Source organism: Mycobacterium sp. NGS24 (assembly GCF_059813065.1).
Window position 1 is genome coordinate 274478 of the sequence record NZ_JCALDW010000001.1, and the last position, 20140, is coordinate 294617.

6 protein-coding genes are annotated in these 20140 nt (G+C 66.5%); 4 read left to right on the plus strand and 2 right to left on the minus strand.

Translation table 11 applies throughout. The annotated features are described in order from the left end of the window. Positions 1-226 precede the first annotated feature (226 nt). From AC5Y6Y_RS01290 to AC5Y6Y_RS01305, 4 genes are read left to right on the plus strand one after another with little or no spacing between them, the layout of a single operon-like run. Positions 227-9373, plus strand: coding sequence for an amino acid adenylation domain-containing protein (locus AC5Y6Y_RS01290; protein WP_499929066.1), 9147 nt, complete (start codon positions 227-229; stop codon positions 9371-9373). Further along, entirely contained in the window at positions 9370-14820 is a 5451-nt protein-coding gene (locus AC5Y6Y_RS01295) for an amino acid adenylation domain-containing protein (protein ID WP_499929068.1), read from the plus strand. The genes AC5Y6Y_RS01290 and AC5Y6Y_RS01295 overlap by 4 nt, the downstream gene beginning before the upstream one ends. A 5-nt stretch (positions 14821-14825) precedes the next feature. Beyond that, positions 14826-15884, plus strand: coding sequence for a saccharopine dehydrogenase NADP-binding domain-containing protein (locus AC5Y6Y_RS01300; RefSeq protein ID WP_499929070.1), 1059 nt, complete (start codon positions 14826-14828; stop codon positions 15882-15884). Then, on the plus strand, positions 15881-16918 hold the full coding sequence (locus AC5Y6Y_RS01305) for a Gfo/Idh/MocA family oxidoreductase (RefSeq protein ID WP_499929071.1): 1038 nt from the start codon (positions 15881-15883) through the stop codon (positions 16916-16918). The genes AC5Y6Y_RS01300 and AC5Y6Y_RS01305 overlap by 4 nt, the downstream gene beginning before the upstream one ends. A 70-nt stretch (positions 16919-16988) precedes the next feature. On the opposite strand, the gene AC5Y6Y_RS01310 is transcribed toward AC5Y6Y_RS01305, so the two are convergent. After that, positions 16989-19328 (minus strand): FtsX-like permease family protein, encoded by a 2340-nt coding sequence (locus AC5Y6Y_RS01310; RefSeq protein ID WP_499929072.1) that lies wholly within the window; start codon positions 19326-19328, stop codon positions 16989-16991. Further along, positions 19325-20089, minus strand: coding sequence for an ABC transporter ATP-binding protein (locus AC5Y6Y_RS01315; RefSeq protein WP_499929074.1), 765 nt, complete (start codon positions 20087-20089; stop codon positions 19325-19327). Before AC5Y6Y_RS01315 ends, AC5Y6Y_RS01310 begins: the two co-directional genes overlap by 4 nt. Positions 20090-20140: the final 51 nt, after the last annotated feature.

Sequence of the window (20140 nt, forward strand, 5' to 3'; positions counted from 1 at the left end):
GCGTGCAGGGTCATTACCGCGGGACAGCGCCGATTCGTGCCTCAGCGTGCCAGCTTCGTCTTCAGGGCCGTTTGCAGAGAGCCGTTGTTGAAAATGATTTTCATGTTATAGGTTGGACCCTGAATGCGTCGCCGTCAACCCTGGAATGCAGGCGGTCCCCGGTGGGAGTCCCAGTCGGCCACCTGACCGGGGCCGCCCGGCGCCGATCAAGTCAAGGAGCAGATGCATGTCCACGGCGACCGGGCAGCGGAATTCGGATCACCATTGCGGTCGGTCCGAGACCGACTTCGCCACGGCGCCAACGGCTCAGCGAGGTATCCACCAGGTCGTTGCCGAGTGGGTGCGCCGACGCCCGGAGTCTGTCGCGCTCCGCATGGTCGGCTCTGCCGGAACAGACGTCTGGACCTACCGGCGGTTCTGGGACCGGGTCTGCCACATCCGCGATGGCGCGTTCAGTGGCTTCCCGTCGGGTTCCCGCGTGGTGATGGCCCGCATCGGCGACGCCGACTACGTAGCCGGATTCGTCGCCGCGATGGAGGCCGGCCTGATCCCGGTCCCGTTGTATCTGCCCTCGGCCGACGCGCCCGAACGGTTTCTCCGACGCGCGGATTATGTGCTGCGGGACTGTGCGCCGGCTGCCGTCTACACCAGTTCCGATCTCGTGGAAGCCCTGGGCCGTGATCCGTTGCTGGACGGGCTCGCCCTGCTCACCCCGGAGTCCGTTGCCGCCGGGTCGCGGCAACTGCCGGCCACGGCGGCGATCACGCCCGAACACGTCGCGTTCCTGCAATACACCTCGGGCTCCACCGGACAACCGAAAGGGATTGTCAACACTCACGAAACGATGCTCTGCCAGCTCGGCATCGGCGCTGCGCTGTGGAATCGTCCCGAGGACATCCACACCGTCAGCTGGCTGCCGCTGTATCACGACCTGGGGATCTTCTGGGGTGTGATGCTGGCGCTGACCACCGGCGGGACCGCGACACTCATCCCACCGTTCGACTTCGTGAAGAGCCCACGCATCTGGCTGGAAACCATCCACGCAGTGCGAGGCAACTGGACCGCGGGGCCAGATTTCGCCTACCGCCTCTGCCTCGACGCGTTCGACGATGCTGCCCTCGCGTCGCTCGACCTGTCCTGCCTGCACTTGGCGATCAATGGTGCCGAACCGGTCCGCGCCGCCACGCTGCGCGAGTTCACGGCGAAGTTCGCGCCGGCAGGTCTCAGGGCGGACGTCATGGCTCCGCAGTACGGGCTCGCCGAGGCAGGTCTGGCAGTCTCCGGCACGGCCCGGCCGCGCCCGTGGGTACAGGCCACCTTCGATGCCGAGCAACTCAACCGCGGCCGCGCGGCCGAGATCGTCGGACCGGTCCCGGCCGGCCATCGGGTGCGCACCCTGATCAGTTGCGGTGACAGCACTTTCGGTTGGGATGTGCGCATCGTCGATCCGGAGTCGCGCGTTGTCCTGTCCGACGGCGATGTCGGCGAAATCTGGGTCGGCGGAGCGGGCCTGCCGAACGGCTACTGGCGACAACCCGAGCTGACCGCCGAAACCTTCGGCGCCACCACCGCCGACGGCATGGGGCCCTATCTGCGTACCGGCGATGCCGGCTTCCGCAGCGACGGCGAACTCTACATCTGCGGACGTTTCCGCGATCTGATCATTGTCGGCGGTGGCAACTATTTCCCCAACGACATCGAGTTGACCGTCGAAGAGGCACCCTGCGGGGTCGACAGCGGCGGCGCGTGCGCGGTGCAACCACAGGATTCCCACGCGTGGTGGCTGGTCGCGGAAACCGCGGCCCCAGCCGAGGACCTCGATGACCTGAGTCGGGTGCTGCGCCGCAGGATTCTCGCGGTGCACCAGACCGCTCCAGAGCGCATCGTCTGGGTCCGCCCCCGCGTGCTACCCAGGACCACGTCCGGCAAGATCCGGCGGCGTAAGACACTCGACATGCTCGACTCGGCGAAATTCGATGTCGTGCACGAGGTTTCGATATCGGCTCGCGGGGCGAGACACGAGCGGCCGACGACCGAGCCGGCCCGATTCGTCGCGGGGTTGCTCGGCGTCGACGTTCACGACCTCGAACTCGACTCCGATCTGACCACACTGGGTTTGACCTCGATGATGACCGCGCAGGTGGTCCAATGGTTTGCGACGATGTCGCGCCAGGTGAACTTCGCCGATCTGTACGCCGACCCGACACTGCGCACGTGGCAGCGTCTCTTCGACTCTGCGCCAACGATTCCGGCGCGGGACCCCGGGACGGCCGGATCCGATGTACCAACGACCGCGCTACAACGCGCGTACTGGATAGGTCGCGATCCGGCGCAGCCCCTGGGCGGGGTGGGCTGCCAAACCTATTTCGAACTCAGCGGCGCCACCATCGACCCGGATCGGCTCGATGCTGCCCTCGGCGAGCTGGTGCGCCGGCACCCGATGCTGCGCAGCAGTTTTCCGGACGCCGGTCGATGTCAGATCGGATCTGAAGCTGTTCACGCCCCGCTTCGGGTCCACGATCTGACCGAGGTCGCTGGCACTGCGCATCGGCCGCACCTCGATGAGGTCCGGAACAGACTGCGCCACCACCGATTCGGTATCGAAACCGGCGATACCTGGCGGGTGGAACTGACCCGTCTGCCCGACCGCTGCATCCTGCACTTCGCGATCGACCTCATCATCGCCGACCTGAGCAGCATCGATCTTCTGCTGCATGATCTCGCCGCGCTATACCGCGGCGACCGACTCCCCGCCGTGGGTGCGGGTTGTAGCGATCTGGTCCGGGTGCCCACTGCGCCGTCGTCGACCGACAACGTCGAACGGCTGCCGGAATGCCCGCCGTTGCCCTTGGCAGAGGAACGCGCCATCGCGTTCGCTCGCGAACAACACACGTTGAGTGCTCACCTGTTGGCCGCTCTCGACGAGATGTGCCGCGCCCACGGAGTCACCCGCGCGGCGGTGTTCCTCGCCGCCTACACCGCGGTGTTGCACCGCTGGAGCAACAGCGACGAGTTCTTAGTCAACGTGACGACTTTCGGTCGTCCGCCGGATGCCGCGGAAGTGATCGGAGATTTCACCGCGACTCATCTCTACCGGGCGGGCATGGACACCGAGGACGGATTTGCCGACCTGGTGCGCCGCGTTCAGCAAGGACTGCGCGCCGCATTGACCGCTCCGGAATCCACCGATCTGCTTGCGGCACAGATGCAGGCCGGCACCGGACACAGCGGGATCGCACCGGTGGTGTTCACCTACGCCGCTGCGACGACCGCCCAGCGGCAACGCGACATCGACACCCTCGGAGCGTTGGGCGAAGTATCCTCGATGACCCCACAGGTGCTCATCGACAATCAGATTGGTACCGTACCCGATGCCTCGGGTGGTCTGATCGTGTCGTGGGATTACCGGGCCAGCTGCTTTCCTCCCGGCGTCGTCACAGACATGTTCGGCGCCTACGTCGGGCTCCTGGAACATCTCGGCAACCGCGAGTGGTCCACGGCGGCCCCCATCGAACTTCCGCAACGTTCGCGACTGATTCGCCGGCAACGCAACGCCACTGCAGCTCCGCGCGCCGACGGGTTACTCTACGACGCGTTTCGGCGACAGGTGCAGGCCGATCCCGGCCGGGTCGCTTTACGTTGGGCAGCGGACGAATTCAACAGCCAGGGTGACGGTGACCCGATCGCCGCGACATTCCCGCACCTGTCCTACGGCCACCTCGACGAGCTCGCGCGCCGGGTGGCGGGAGTGCTCGCTGAACGACATGCGCCGGGCTCGGTGATCGGCATTCGACTGGCCAAGGGCCCCGCCCAGGTCGTCGCGGTGCTCGGGGTGATGATGGCCGGTTGCAGCTACCTCCCGATCGGGGTGGACCAACCGGCCGAACGGTTCGAGCGCATCTGCAGCTTGTCGGGAATGGCCGGGTTGATCGGTTCACCTGAGTTGCTGCACAGTCTGACCGCAGCCCCGGTGCTTCATGACCTCGAATCGCTACTCCAGGGTGTGCCGAGGGATCCGATCCGGGTGGACCCGGACGACACCGCCTACGTCATCTACACCTCCGGATCCACCGGCCAGCCCAAGGGCGTGCTGATTTCGCACGCAGCGGCGCTCAACACGGTGCATGATGTCAACCAGCGCAACGGGATTGGCTGTGCCGATGCACTGCTGGCGATTTCGGCCCTGGACTTCGACCTCAGTGTCTACGACTTTTTCGGCCCGCTCAGCTGTGGTGCCAGCCTGGTGATCATTTCCGAGCAGTCTCGCCGCGATGCGTTCCGCTGGCGCGCGCTGATCACCGAATTCAAGGTCACGGTGTGGGATTCGGTGCCGGCTCTGCTGGACATGCTGCTGATTGCGGCGGGCGACAATGAGGAGACGCTGCCGAGTTTGCAGTCGGTGTTCCTGTCCGGTGACTGGATTCCGTTGACCATGCCCAGCCGCCTGCACCGTGCCGCGCCGAATGCGCGGCTGGTCGCGATGGGTGGCGCCACCGAGGCCGCGATCTGGTCGAACGAGTTCGTCTTGCCGGCGACAGGTGGAGTCGATCCCGCATGGGTATCGGTGCCCTACGGATACCCGTTGTCCAATCAGAGGTTTCGCGTTGTCGACAACCGGGGTAGGGACTGTCCCGATTACGTCGCGGGAGAGATGTGGATCGGTGGCGCAGGTGTCGCCCAGGGCTACCTGAACGCACCGGATATGACCGCTGAGCGCTTCGTCGTGGATGAGATCGGCGACCGCTGGTATCGCACCGGCGACCTCGGTTGTTACTGGCGCGACGGCACTTTGCAGTTTCTGGGCCGGATCGATTCTCAGGTCAAGATCGGTGGTCACCGCGTGGAGTGCGGTGAGGTCGAGCACGCCCTGCGTGGGCATGCCCTGATCGACAGCGCGGCGGTGGTGCCGATTCACGGCAACGCCGCTCTGGGGGCGGTCGTAGTGTGCAGCGGGAGCGCCGGATTGACCGATGCGATCTCGGCCGAACTGCGCGCATATCTCGCAACGCGCCTACCCCACTACATGGTGCCCAGACATTTCGTCCGCGCCGCGGAACTGCCGCTCACCGGTAACGGCAAGGTCGACCGGCGCCGTGCCGTCCGAGAGGTGGAATCCGCGATACGGACGGCGGCGACCGAGCATCCGGGCGCCGAGTTGAGCACGGTGGAGCAGCTGATCGCCGACACCTGGTCAGTGGTGCTGGGACAACCTGTCGCACGCCGAGACGACAACTTCTTCGCTCACGGCGGCGACAGCCTGCGCGCGACGCAGGTGGCCGCGGATCTGAAGCGCCGCGGAGTGCTCGGGGCGGAGGTCGGACAACTGTTGCGCCGCCCCACGCTCGGCGAGTTCGCCGCCGGGTGTGTCATCGGTGCGGTGACGCGGCACCCGGCTGAACATGTCGCCGGGCCGGCAATGAGGGATACCGAGTTTCCGCTGACCCGACTGCAGCAGGCCTATGTGCTCGGCAGTGCCGGCCTGAACGGAAGCACCTGTGCGCCAACGCACTTCGCGATCGTTCTGGGTGTCGATGCGACTGACGGCCGGATCGACCTGAACCGGTTCGTTGCGGTAGTGACCTCGTGTGTCGAGGAATTCGAGGTCCTGCGCTGCGGATTGGAGTCCGACACCGGCCAGCGCGTGCACCGTCACACCCCGGACGTGAGAGTCGAGCTCGTGGACGCCGGTGATCCGGATACCCTGCTGCTGCGCATGACCGACGGGGACTTCGATCCACGCGAGGTTCCGGTGATCACCTGTTTCACGCCGTCGGGCTCGGCGCGTTATGTGGGTCTGTTGATCAACTATCTCAGTCTGGACGCCCGTAGCCTGGCCACCGTGATCGCCACGATCATCGCCGATTACCAGCAGACACCCCGGCCGCGGCGGGTAGACCCCAGCGCCGACGTGTTCGTCCGCTTCGCCAGCGAAAAAGTAAGCGGCGAAAGCGATTTCGATGTTGCGTGCCCGCCGCCGACGCTGCCGCTGCGTGACCAGCGACCCGACTGGGCCACCCGGGTCGGCTTCCAGCGCTGCAGCTTCACCCTAAGTGCGGGCGAGTTCACCGGCCTGCGGGATCGGGCAGCTCAACTGCGGGTCACACCGACCGCGCTGATCTTCGAGGCCTTCACGGCGGCGTTGCATGCGGGCGGTGCCGGTGACCGCTTCGCCGTCGTCGTACCAACGTCACACCGACCCGGGTACGCACCCGCTGACCGCGAGGTGCTGGGGAACTTCACCCGGTTAGCGCTGTGCGAGGCCGACTACGGTGCCGCGGGACCGGGCTCGCCGGAGGCAGTGGCTGCCGCGCAGCAGCAACTGTGGCGTGCGGTCGGCAGCGGTACTGATGCAACTGGGCACCTCGCCGCCCTGCGCGCGCGCGGTTCTGCCGGCTATCCGGTGGTGTTTACCAGCACGCTCGGCCTCGTGCCGCAGAGCCCGGCGCAGTTGTCCAGTATCCGCACGATGACGCAGACCCCCGGGGTCTGGTTGGACTGCCAGATCGAGGACGACCGCGGCGGAGCCCGGATCAGCTGGGACACAGCCACCAACCTGATTGCCGAAGATCATCTGGCAGCGGTCTTTTCGTGTTTTCGCCGCGCAGTGCACAACCATGCCGAAGCGCCGGCGGGTGAGCCTGATGTGGCCGGGGCGCAGCAGCCGCTGTTAGACGAATCCGATTGGGCCGCAGCGGTCATCGCCGCCGCGGGCGGTCTCTGCGCACCCGGGCACGTCAGACCGGAATATGCCGAAGTAGTGCGGCGGTGGCAGCAAATTCCGCTGTCGACCGGCCACGACACCGCCCGTGCCGCTCGGCGATTGGCCGATATCGTCACTGGAGCGGCGTCGGCGCAGACCTTGATCGGAGACCCACGACTTGCCCCCGAGGCGATGCTGCTGGCCGAAGGGCGGCTGCAGTGGGCGCTCGACGATCTCACCGAACGCATCTTCGGACATGCCCGCGCTGTCGGTCGTCGGCTGCGGATCCTGGAAGTCGGTTCGCGGACCGGATTGGTCACCCAACGGCTTACCGACATGATCGGTGCGGTCGTGGCGGACTATCTGTGCTTCGAGCCCAATTCCGTCCTGGCCGACATCGCGGCCGGCAGGAAGCTGCCCTCCGCCGTGCGGCATATCGTCTCGCCGCACCAAATCCCTGCTGTGGCAGCGGATGTCGTGATCTGTTGCGGATCGCTGCACCAGCTGCCGGACGCGGGGGCCGTGCTCGACGCGCTGACGGTGACCGATACCGGCTGGCTGTGGGCGGCCGAAATCTGTGAGATCACTGCGGCGACGTTGGCCAGCGCGGCTGTTCTCAATCCCGGTGTCCTGTTGCCCGGAGCGTTGCGAACGCCGGACCAGTGGTGGCGGTTCATCGCGCAACACGGCTGGCAGCCGGGACAGATGACGCAGGACGGTGCGGGCCTGACGATCGTGGCGCAACCGCGGCAGCGGATTTCGCCGCGGCGAGCAGCGCTGCGCTCGAGCGCCGCGACACCCGCGGCGGTCCCTGCGCAAACCTCCGTCGCCGACCAATCGGTCCAGGCCACAATCGCCGAAATATGGCGACGGCACCTGAATCTCGCGGATCACATCCTGCCGAGCGCCTCCGACGACTTCTTCCTGCTCGGCGGCGACAGCCTGGTGGCGACCCGGGTCTACGCCGATCTACGGACCGCCGGTTTCGGACGGCTGGCCCTGGTCGACTTGTTCAACTACCCGCTATTGGGTGAACTTGCCGCGCACGCCGGCGCGCCCGGGACACCGCCGCCTACTCCGGCGCCACCGCCGCTGCACAGCGAGAGCGAAGTGCCGCTGACCGTCGTCCAGCACGCGTACCTGGCCGGCCGCGAAGGTGGATTCATGCTGAGCGGGGTCGCCGCACACTGCTATTTCGAGTTCGAGGTGCGCGACTTCGACCGGTCCAGGTTCGAAGCCGCTGCCCGCCGGCTCGTCGAGCACCATCCAGGACTGCGCACCACCGTGACAACCAAGACGGACGGTGCCGGGTCGCGGTTGTGCGCCACCGTTCACCCGGTGCCGATCGAACCGGTGGTGTGTGATCACCCCGATGTGCGGGGACGGATGCGGGACCAGGTGATCGACCTCACCACCCGTCCCGGAATCGACTTCGGCGTCCAGGCAGGCGTTGGTGACGCCGTCATCGGCATCAGCATGGACAACGTCATGCTCGACGGGACCAGCATGATGATCGCTCTGGCGCAGCTGGATTATCTGTACCGCGGTGGCGATCCCGCCCAATTGCCGACGCTGCAAACCACATTCGCCCAATACGTGCGCGACCACCCCGAGTTGTGGCCGGGTGCAGACGAATCGGTATTGCCGCAGCTGGCCGCGGGCCGTGACTATTGGCGCGCGCGCCTGCCATCGTTGCCGCCCGCTCCGCGGCTGGCCCCGACACAGGTGATCCTCGACATCGGAAAACCAGTCTTCGATCGCGTCGAAGCCGTTGTCGCGCGGGATGTCTGGACGAAGATCAGCCAGGCGTGCCGGACCGAAAGGGTCACCGCGGCATCCTTCCTGCTGGCCAACTACGCGCGGGTGCTGGCCGGCTGGGCCGGAACGACGCAGTTCTGCATCAATGTCACGTTGTTCGACCGCGATCCCGGGGTGGCCGGAATCCAGGACGTGATCGGGGATTTCACGTCGCTGCTGCTACTGGAATGTCGAGTCGACGCCGACGTGCCGATCTGGGAGCAGGCGCGCCGGCTGCAGCGGCAGCTGCTCACCGACCTGCCGCACCGCACCGCGGACGCGGTGTGGCTACAGCGGGAACTGCTGCGTCACCACGGTCAACCCGCGAACGCCGTCTTCCCAGTGGTGTTCACCAGCGGGCTCGGGCTGATCGATACGTCGCGCGGATCATCCTTCGAGTTGGGGTCGTTGGTGTACGGGCTCTCCCAGACGCCGCAGACGGTGCTGGACTTCCAGATGTGGGAGAACGCCGGCTCGCTGGCGCTGTCCTGGGATTTCGTCACGCAGGCCATCTCTGCGGATGTCGCGCGGACCAACCTCGACGCGCTGGTCCAAGCCATGGTGTCCGCCGTCGCCACGTCCCCCGCGCCGAACGGAGACGACAGCGGAGCTGAACTCCTCGAACGGGTCTTGCAGATCTGCGCGGTGGCGCTGAACCTGCCCCGCGTGCAACCGGGCCAGAACTTCTTCCAACTCGGCGGCGACTCGGTGACCGCGACCAGGGTCGTCGAGCAGATCAGCCGCGAGATAGCGCCCGGGGCCAGTATGCGGCTGCTGTTCGAAAATCCGGTGATCGGGGACTTCGCCGCGCGACTGAAGGCGGTCGATCACGAGCCGTCAGGCCAGGATTCGGACATCGAAGAAGGAGTGCTGTGAGTGCCGCCGAGCTGATCGACCAAGCGCGCCGTGTCGGTGTGCAGCTGTGGGTCGACGGTGCGAACCTCCGCTTCCGGGCGCCGCAAGGCGTGCTGAGCGCAGATCTGAAAGCGCAACTGTCCGCGGCGAAACCGGACATCATCGCGGTGTTGAACCGCGAGGCGGAGGTGCTGCGAGCGCCGCAGGACAGGTTCGAACCGTTTCCGCTCACCGACGTGCAGGCGGCGTACTCGGTCGGCCGCACCTCGGCGTTCCGATGGGGCGGGGTCGGTTGCCACGGGTACGCCGAGTTCGTCGTCGACTACACCGTTGCGAAACCGAGCGCCGAAACGTACCGGTCGGCGTGGCGCAAAGTCGTCGACGCGCACGACATGTTGCGCTGTGTGGTCCAGCCGGATGGCTATCAGGTCATCTGCCCGGATATCGCGGACGGCATCACCGTCCACGAGAGCGCCGACAACATCGAGGGTGAGCGTGCCCGGATCGGCGAGGAACTGCGCAACCGCAGTTACGCGCTGGGCGCGGGGCCCATGTATGACATCGTGGTCACGATCGGTCCGGACGATGCCGTGCTGCACGTGTCGGTCGACCTGCTGATCGCCGATTTCGTCAGCATCTTCATCCTGATGACCGACTTCGGCCACTGTCTGCTCGATCCCGAACATCGCCTGCCTGCACCCGAATTCAGCTTCCGTGAGTACCTGCTCAACCTCGCCCGCTATCGCGACTCGGTGGCCGGATCGCGTCGGAGACAGCGCGATCTCGACTATTGGCAGGGCCGCCTCGAACAGCTGCCGCCGCCGATTTCGCTGCCCCTGTTGCCGACCGGGCCGGCCGAAACCGCACCGACCTTTTCCCGACGGTCGATGCGGTTGTCCGCCAACGAGTTCGCGGCGTTCACCGGACGCGCGACCGAATGCGGTGCCACGCCCAGTGTGGCGATCGCGGCGGCGTTCGCCACCGTCCTGGGCCGATACGGCGACCGCGACCACTTCCTGTTGACGCTGACGACGATGGCCCGCCTCCCGTTCACCCCCGAGGTCGCCCGGCTGGTCGGGGATTTCACCGGCACCAGCCTGCTGGAAGCAGACCTGCGGGGGCAGCCCCCTTTTGGCGAACTGCTGCGGGTGATGGGCGCGCGTCTGTTCGAGGACATGGACCACGCCACCCTCAGCGGCGTCGACGTAGCCCGGATGCTGGCGCGCAGCGACGAGAACCGCGGCGAGCACTCACCGGTCGTGCTCACGTCGACGCTGGGTTACGCCACGCAGCACACCGCCGCCGACTCCGCTTTGCTACGCCCGATACCGGGTCGCGGTCTGAGCCAGACCCCGCAGGTACTGCTGGATTGCCAGGTCTTCGAGATCGGCGGGGCGTGTGAAATCAACTGGGACACCCGGGACGGGGTGATCAGCGCCGACGCGCTTGACCGTGCGTTCAGCGATTTCCGCGCCGCCCTGCAGACATTGAGCACCGACCCGCCGGCCTGGGAGCGCCCGTTGTTGCCGGCGATCGCGCCGGAACCCGCCGCGGTGCGGAAGATACCGGAGGCGTTGCTGCACTCGGGGTTTCTGATCAACGTCGCGCAGACTCCAGCAGCGGTCGCGATCCGGCAGGGCGACTTGTCCACCACCTACGCCGAGTTGTTCGCCGCTGCGCGTGCGGTGGCCACGGAGTTGTCGGCCAGTGGCGTCGGTGTCGGTGACTACGTCGGAATCCGCCTGCCGCACGGCCGGAGCCAGGTCGCAGCGATTTTAGGTACCGTGCTGGCCGGCGCTGCGTATGTGCCACTGGACGTGCAGTGGCCGGATCATCGGATAGCTCAGATCGTTTCGCAGTGTTCGCCGGCTGCCGTGTTCGAACAGCGTGGGCGGGTTGATCAGCTGCTCGCCGACGCGGCGACCTGGCTGCCCGACGGGGCGGCGACACCGGCGGTTGCGCCGGCGCGGCCCGACGACACGGCGTACGTGATCTTCACCTCGGGATCCACCGGAATCCCCAAGGGAGTCATGATGAGTCACCGCGCCGCACTGAACACCGTCGAGGATGTCAACGAGCGACTGGGCATCCGCGCGACAGATTCGGTGCTCGCGGTATCGCAACACACTTTCGATCTGTCGGTGTACAACATCTTCGGTATGCTCGCTGCGGGCGGCGCCATCGTGTTCGCCGACGGGGACGGGCGCAATGATCCACCCGCATGGTTCCGCACTATCTCGAAACATCGTGTCACCGTGTGGAATTCCGTTCCGGCGCAGATGCAACTGTTGCTGGAGTACGCCGACCGGGCGACGCTGCCGACACTGCGGCAGGTCATGCTGTCAGGTGACTGGATCCCGGTCTCGCAGCCCGAACAGATCGCCGCGTTGGCGCCGGCAGCCGCGATGCTCAGCCTCGGCGGTGCGACCGAAGCCGCGATCTGGTCCATCTGCCAACCCATGGCGGCGCGTCAGTATGCGCGCAGCATCCCGTATGGCACCGCGATGCGCAACCAGTGCGTTCAGGTGCTGACCCACCGTGGTGAGCCCGCGGCTCCGTGGCAGGTGGGCGAGATACATATCGGCGGAGTGGGACTCGCCCAGGGATACCTCGGTGATCCCGACCGCACGGCGGCTGCTTTCCTCACTCATCCGGTCAGCGGAGAGCGACTGTACCGAACCGGTGACTACGGCCGGGTCACCGACGACGGTGTGATCGAATTGCTCGGCCGCCGAGACAACCAGGTCAAGATCCGCGGGCACCGAATCGAATTGGCGGAGGTGGAGGCCGCGTTGAGCGGTCTGCCGGGGGTGCGGACCGCGCTGGCCACCGTCCTCGGCCGGGCATCGCAGGACCGGGTGATCGCGGCCGCGGTAGTCCCAGGGCCGGCCGGCGACGCCGAACTCTCCGAACGCCGCACCAGCACAACGGATACCACCGACGCCATCGACGCCGCACATCAGCGCCGCACCGCCGATCTCGACGTGGAGAGATTGTTACTGTTCGCTACCGCCGCGAAGTCGGCCGCACTGCGGAGTATGTGCGCGGCGCTGGCGACCGCGGCGCTCCCGGGCGAACAGCTCACCGTCGACGAACTGGCCCGCCGGTTGTCGCTGCCGGACCGGTTGCAGCGCCTGCTGTGCCGCTGGCTGGACGTGCTCGCCGACGAAAGGCTGGTAAAGGCGTCTTCGGACGCGGTGGAACTGGTTGCGCACCATGAACTTTCCGCGTGCGTAGCGCAGTGGCAGCAGGTACGCACGCTGGGTGCGGCCGTCGGCTACGGTGATGACTTGCTGGCCTATGTCGGCGAATGCATCCAGAACCTACCGGGCCTGCTGGCCGGTACCGTCGATCCGCTCGCGCTGCTGTTTCCGGAGGCGACCGTTGACATCGCGACGGCCGCTTACCGCGAGAACCTGCTCAGTAGATACGTCAATCAACTGGTGGTGGCCGGTGTGACAGCGCGGGTGACCCGGGCGACGGCGGCGCGGCCGTTGCGGATCTTGGAAGTCGGGGCGGGTGTCGGCGGCACCACCGCGGACCTGCTCGCCGCGCTGGCCTCCAGTCAGGTGCGCTACACGTTCACCGATGTATCGAATTTCTTTTTCGTTCAGGCCCGTCAGAAGTTCGCCGACTACAGCTTCGTCGACTATCGCCTCTTCGATATCAACCTGCCGCCTGCGGAGCAGGGCTTCTCCTCCTGCTCGTTCGACGTCGTCGTCTGCGCCAACGTGCTGCACAACGCGATCAACATCGACGACACGCTCGCCGCGCTGAATCGGCTGCTGACACCCGGCGGGTCCCTGGTCTTCATCGACGCGACAGCCGTCAACCATCCGTTGATGATCTCGATGGAGTTCAAAGAGGGGCTGCACGGTTTCACCGATGTTCGGGCGGGGACGAACTCGGCTTTCCTCACCTACGCGCAATGGCATGTCGCGCTCGAACAGTCACCGTTCGGCGAAGTGTGCAGTTTCCCGCCGGCTGAGCATCCGCTGGGGCGACTGGGCCAGCACGTGTTCTGGTGTGATTCGGCTTCCACCGCGTACGCGCTACGGCCCGAGGAGCTGACCGCGCAGGCCCGGGACGTCCTGCCGAGTTACATGGTCCCGCAACACATCATCTGCCTACCGTCGCTGCCGTTGACGACCAACGGCAAGATCGACCGCGCGGCAGTGACCGCCGAACTCGAGTCGCTGCGCTGCGCGGCTCGTGCCGGCGACAACCGCACGGCAGGAATGTCCGGCCCCCTTGACGACCTGCAGGCCCGAATCGGGGAGATATGGGTTGGTGTGCTGGGCCTGGAGTCGATCGACACCCTGTCACCCGGCGCCGACTTCTTCGCGCTCGGCGGCGATTCGCTGCTGATGGCACAGGCAATCGGCCGCATCCGCCGTGAGATCGCCGAAGCCGCCGGGCTGGCGTGGGACGATCTGCTTCGCGCGATGGTTACCCATCCCACCCTGGCCGCAGCCGCCGAGGTGGTGCGCGCACCCCGGTCGCGACCGGTGCCGGCCGAGGCGGAAGTTGCCGGGATCGGCTCACCGCTGGTGTACCTGGGCCCCGGACCGGGTTTCACGCGGGCCGCCGAGATTGCAGTATGTGTGCACGACGGCAGCGGGGGAGTGGCTCCCTACGACGAGTTGATCCCGTACCTGCGCGCCGCCGGCATTACTGAACTCTATGGGCTGCAACGGATTCCGAGTGACGGGTATGCTCAGATCGCGCCCGCCGAGCTGTTCACCACCCTGGCAGCCCGTTATTGCTCCGCGCTTGTCGCCCTGGCGCCGGCCAAGGTTCACCTGCTCGGCTACTGCATGGGTGGTCTGCTCTCGGCTGAGATCGCGAAATGCCTGGAGGAGGCCGGCATCGAGGTCGGCACCGTTACGGTGGTGAGTTCCTACCGCGTCCCGATGGACGTCGAAGACGACGACGTTCTCGACTACTGCTTCGCCCAGATCCTCGGTGTGTCACCGGAAGTTCTTGGCATGCAGGTGGACGACGACGCGGTCCGCGGCGCGTTCACGCGCGCGCGGGCGCGCTACGCCGACGTGATACCGGCCGGTGCGCTGCGCGGCGTAGCCGAACCTGTGCTTGCGGCTTGCCTGGAGCGCAGTGCCGAGGCCGGCGAGGCACGCCTTGCATTGTTGGCCGAATCCGGTGTGCTGGGCGAGTCCTGGGACGTCGAAACGCTCGGCGAGTTGCGGTCGATCTTCGTGCACAGCCTGCGTGCGGTGGTGCACGGCGCGACCGAGCCGTACCTCGGTGACATCCACTTCCTTCGCCAACGCGGCGATATTCATTTCCTGCCGACGCTGCAGGAGGACATGACCGCGTTCTGGGCGGACTACTGTCTGGGGGAGTTGACCATCACCGACATCGACGGCACCCATTTCGACTGTCTGACTGGCGAAAACGCCCAGTCCGTCGCCAAGCTGCTGGCGAATTCCTGGACCGCCGAGGCATAAGTCCGGTGCGGAATGCATTGCTGCTCGGCAGTACCGGCGCGGTGGGCCGAAGTTGCCTTGCCGTGCTGGCACACCGCGACGACCTGGCTGTGGTGGTCGCCGGTCGCGACGAAACCCGCCTGCGCGAGGCGGCCTCAGCCGTGGTGGGGGACATCGAGACAACGCGACTCGACGTGACCGATCGGGCCGCACTCGACGCTGCCCTGACCCGTTGCGATGTCATCATCAACTGCGCCGGTCCGTCCCAACAGCTCAGCGCACAGGTTGCAGGGGCCGCCATCGAAGCGGGGGTGCCCTATATCGACCCGGGCGGCGACCAGGCACTGCTCGACCGGTATGCGACGGCGCCAGTCCCCGTCGTCCTGCAAACAGGTGTGCAGCCCGGCCTGTCCGGATTGCTGCTCCGGGTGCTTGCCGAGCAGCAGACCGACGACATCACCGTGTGGTGCGGCGGACTGCAGCGGTTGACGCCCGCGTCGGTGCTGGAATACCTCGCCAGCCTGCACGACACACACGGCTACCCGTGTTCCGCCTGGCGCGGCGGGACGGTGCGACGGATCAGCCGTGCTGAGTGCAAACCCGCTCCGGCGCAGTATTTTCCGGGATCGGTCAGCGTGCACCCATACCTGGACGCCGAAACCGTCGCGGTCGCAGCCCGGCTGGGCACCAGCAATGTCCAGTGGCTGAACGTGTTCGACGGTGAACGCACCACGCGTGCGATGCAGCTGTTGGCGGTGGACGACAAGAGGTCGCAAGACCTGAATGCGGTGCTCGAGGCGGCCAAATTGGACCTCTTCGGCCGCCGACCCTACTTCGCGATAGTCGCCGCCGCCGGCGCCGGTCCCGTTCCCAGAACCCTCGCTTTCACCTGCACGGACAGCTACCGCGTCACCGGAGCCGTGACCGCCTACGCGGCCCAGCATTATTCGGACGCGCGGACCGGCGCCCAGCCGTTCTGGAGCATCGAAACGCCGCGGCACGCATTGGACTTCGTCGTCGAGGCCGTGCCAGGCACCGCGGTATCTGTGATCGACGACTCGACGATCGAGGAAGGTGCCCTGTGACCGCGAGCCGCCGGGAACGACCCACGGCCGTCGTGGTCGGAGCGACATTCGGCGCGGTCTACGCCGAAGGTTTGGCCGCGCCCGAATCGCCCGTGGAGTTGGTCGGACTGGTCTCCACCGGATCTGCGGCGTCGGCACACCTGGCGGATCGGCTCGGCATAGCGCTCTACCCGAACCTGGCCGCCCTGCCGGCTGTCGACATCGCCTTCGTGGTGGTGCGCTCTGCAGTGGTGGGGGGCGAAGCCGCCCAGATCTGCGAACAATTGCTTGCGCGCGGCATACACGTGCTGCAGGAGCAACCCGTTCATGCCGACGAGGTCTTGAAGCTACTGCGGGTGGCCAAAGCGAACTCGAAACTCTACGCCGTCAACGACTTCTACAGCCGGGTTGCGCCGATGCGCCAATTCATCACGGCGGCAAGAGCTCTCGATAAGATTGCGCCGATACGCTACGTTCACGCCCGCTCGTCGATCCACGTGTCCTATCCGCTGTTCACCGTTCTCAGTGCCGTCATCGGCCCGCTGACGCCGGCTCGCATCGTGGTGCCGCCCCGTACCGAGGGCCCGCCGAGTTCCTTTGTCGCCGGCCGGATGATCCTGGGCGATGTGACCGTCGACCTGTTGATCCAGAACGAACTGTGCCCTGACGACCCCGATAACTATGCGCGCCTGATGCATACCATCACGGCCGGATCCGAGGCCGGTGAGTTGGTTCTCGCCCATACCCACGGATCCACCTGGTGGCACCGACGTCCTGACACCCGCGCTGCGACAACAGATGTGCCGATCTCCGAACGCGTCGGCATTGCATACGAACCCGGCACGGCACAGGTTCGCAACCAAATATGGCCCCAGGCAGTTCGGTTGGCGGCCACCGAGTTCATCGGCGCGATCGGCAGTAACCGCACGGTGGTCTCGCAACGGTTCGTGCGTGCGACTCGCTTGTGGTCGGAGTTCACCTCGGCCCTCGGGCCGGCCACTCCCGTGGGGCCGACACCACCGGTGGCAGTGTGCGCTTCGGATCTGGCGACCTGATGACCCGTCCCTGCGTCGACGTTCGACCGCTACCGCCGCACGCCACTCGAGGGGCACTCAACCTTCACGATCACAAGGCGCGCTCCCGCACGATCCGTGCCAGATCGATGCCGTAAATCCTTCGCACCACCGGAATCTGCGCCAGCACAGCGGCAAGCAGAATCGCCGATGCGACGATTAGCGGTGTCGCGGCATGCATCTCGAGGCGCACATGGTAGCCGTGGCTGGAATAGGTCGACAACAACAGCTCCGCGTCGAGGATCCCGCCGACAATCCCGAACGGGACCGCGGCTGCGGCAATACTGAAATTCTCGGTCGCGATCAGACGGGCGAGCATGCCGGCGCTCATACCTTCGGCGTGCAGTGCGCCGAGTTCGCCCAACCGTTCGGATATGTTGGCCGACATCGCGTTGTACAACATCGCGGCCGCCATCACGGCCGCGAGGACGAGCATGATGTTGACGAGCGTGTTGTAGAGGCTGAAGGCCTGCCGCATGGTGGATGCCAGCGCTGTCGTCGACCGGTACGCGACCACGCCCGGGACGGCGGCGATCCGGTCTCCTGCCGAGCGCGCGTCGGTGCCCGGCTTGAGTTTGATCCGCACGCCATTCGGCGGCAGCGAAGCCGCTTGTGCCCGAAGCTGGTTCAGTGAGATGTACACGACGGGCGAGAACGGTTCGTCGACGAATCCGGCCACCCGTTCGGTGAACCGGAGCTTCGACTGCGGCACTGCGATGTCGACGCGGTCACCCAGCGAGACCGACAGGGTGTCGCGCAGACCCACCCCGAGCAGGACTCCGTCGCCGGTCAGTCGGTCGGCTCCCGATTCGGCCGGAAACGCGTGCATCTGGGTCTGGGGTGACAGCCCGATCATCATTGTGTCGTACCGGTGGGCGGCAGCAGAAAGGGTGACGCCGTAGGAACTGAAGGCTTCGGCAGCGGCGACGTCAGGGTCCGCGCGGAGCCTGTCCGCAACGGCCTCGACCGGACCGGAGACCACCGCGTCGCCATCCTGGCGCTCGATCTGCCCGAACTGGCGGTCGACCATGCTGGGGACCGTGTCGCGCATGCCGGCGAACACCATCACCAGGATCACCGAAACCGCCACTCCCACCGCGGTGAACGCCGTTCGCCGACGATTGCGCAGGATGGACCGCAGCATCATGCGCCACCGGGCCGGGGCGCGCTCGAGCACCGGCACCAGGCGTTCGACCAGGCTGCGACGACCCCGCACGCTCGGCGGGGCCACCCGCATGGCTTCTGCGGGTTGCATTCTGGCCGCGGCAGTCGCCGGCGCCACCGCAGCAACCAGTGCGACCGAGAATGCGGCGGCGGCGGCCAACAGGTATGTCAGCACATGCATCTGGGTCAGGCGCATCGGCAGCGCGATGGCCTCGGTGTACCTGGTGGTGATGAATTGCCCCAACAGGTAACCACCGAGCAACCCGGGCGGTGTCCCCACCGCGGCGCAGGCGAGACCGTAACCCAGGTAATGTCGGCGCACCGTGTTCGGCGAAAGCCCGTTGGCGATCAGGGTTCCGATAACGGCCCGCTGCGCCCACACGATCCGGGACAGGAGCACATACGTCCCCAGCACCACGGCGGCGAGAAACAGCCACGGCAGGATGCCGGCGAGGCTACCGAACTGCTTCACGTCGTCGCGCAGCGTCTGATACGACCCCTGCTGGTCGCGAGGAACGAACTGCAGCCCCGTATTCCGGGCGATGTCGCCGGTGGCGGCGATCAGAGCGCTCGCCTCGGAGCGATCGCGCGCGAACACGGCGATCTGCTCGCCGGCGCGCGGCAGCACACGCCGCAATTCGTCATCGGGCAGGAACACCACACCGAAGTCCTCGGGCGTGGTGAGGATCTCCTGCGCGGAGCGCGCCGGCCACAGGTACTCGGTGGACAGCGCCGAGCCGGCGACCGAAAAGTGTTGCCAGCCTTGCGCTCCCAATATTTCTATGGTGTCGCCGCGGTCAAGGTGATAATGGTCGGCGAGGTGCTGCTCGAGCACCACCTGCCCCCGGCCCGGCAGGGCCCCGGTTTGCATGTCGAGCAACGACACATCGGGCTGGCGGGCCTCCGGTATGCCGATAGCACGTCCGTAGATGGCGTGCCGGTTCAGCCGCAATCCGACGTCGGCGTGATGGCGCGCCTCGACGAGTGGCCGGCCCGGTAACATGGCGACGGCGTCTGTGAGCGCGACCGCACCGGGTCCGGACACGATCGCGTCCGGCAGCCGTTGGGTGGCGTAGGACCGGTCCAGGGAGTCGTCGAGATTTCGGTAGCCGTCGGTGGCGGCGACGAACACGGCAACGCCGATGCCGATGATTGCGGCGATAGCCGCGAAGCGCCACCGCTCCCGCCAGACATCCCGACGGACTTTGCGCCGCAGCGAGCGACTCACCAGTTCAAATCCGTTGCCGCTACTGGATTTTCGACTACTTCGGCCTTGCTGATAGCGCCCGCGTGTAACCAGAGGACGCGATCGGCCATCCGGGCGATCTCGGCGTTGTGGGTGACCACGACGAGGGTGTGCTGCTTATCTCGCGTCAGATCGCGCAATGTGGCCAAGACCTGTCGGCCGGTGACCAGGTCAAGGCTGCCGGTCGGTTCGTCGCACAAGAGCAGCGGCGGCTGCTTCACGATTGCCCGGGCGATCGCCACCCGTTGTTGCTGGCCGCCGGACAGTTGCGCGGGAAAGCGGTTCGCAACCGCACCGAGACCCACCTGGTCCAGAGCGGCACGACTTCGGCGCGCCGCGTCCGGGCCGGTCAGTTCGGCGAGTACTTCGACGTTCTCGAGTGCGGTTAAGGTGGGCACGAGGTTGAAGAATTGGAAGACGAACCCGACTTGGTCGCGGCGATACTGGGTGCGCAGCTTGCGATTCAGCAGTTCGACCTGGCGTCCGTACACCTCGATCGTCCCTTCGGACGGTTGATCGATTCCGCCGATGACGTTGAGCAGTGTGGTTTTTCCCGATCCGGACGGTCCGAGAAGTACGACGAATTCGCCGGCCCGGACTTCCAGGTTCACCGCGCGCAGGGCCACGACCTGGGTAGGGGGGGTGCCGTAGGTCCTGCCGACGCCGTTCAATCGCAATGCCGGCGATGCACCGGGTTGCGGTCCTTCGACGGTGTCGTCGCCGACATCGGACCGAGTCCTCATGCGTTCACTATTTCATTTCGATCGCAGCCCGCCCGGCGGCCCTGGGCTGGC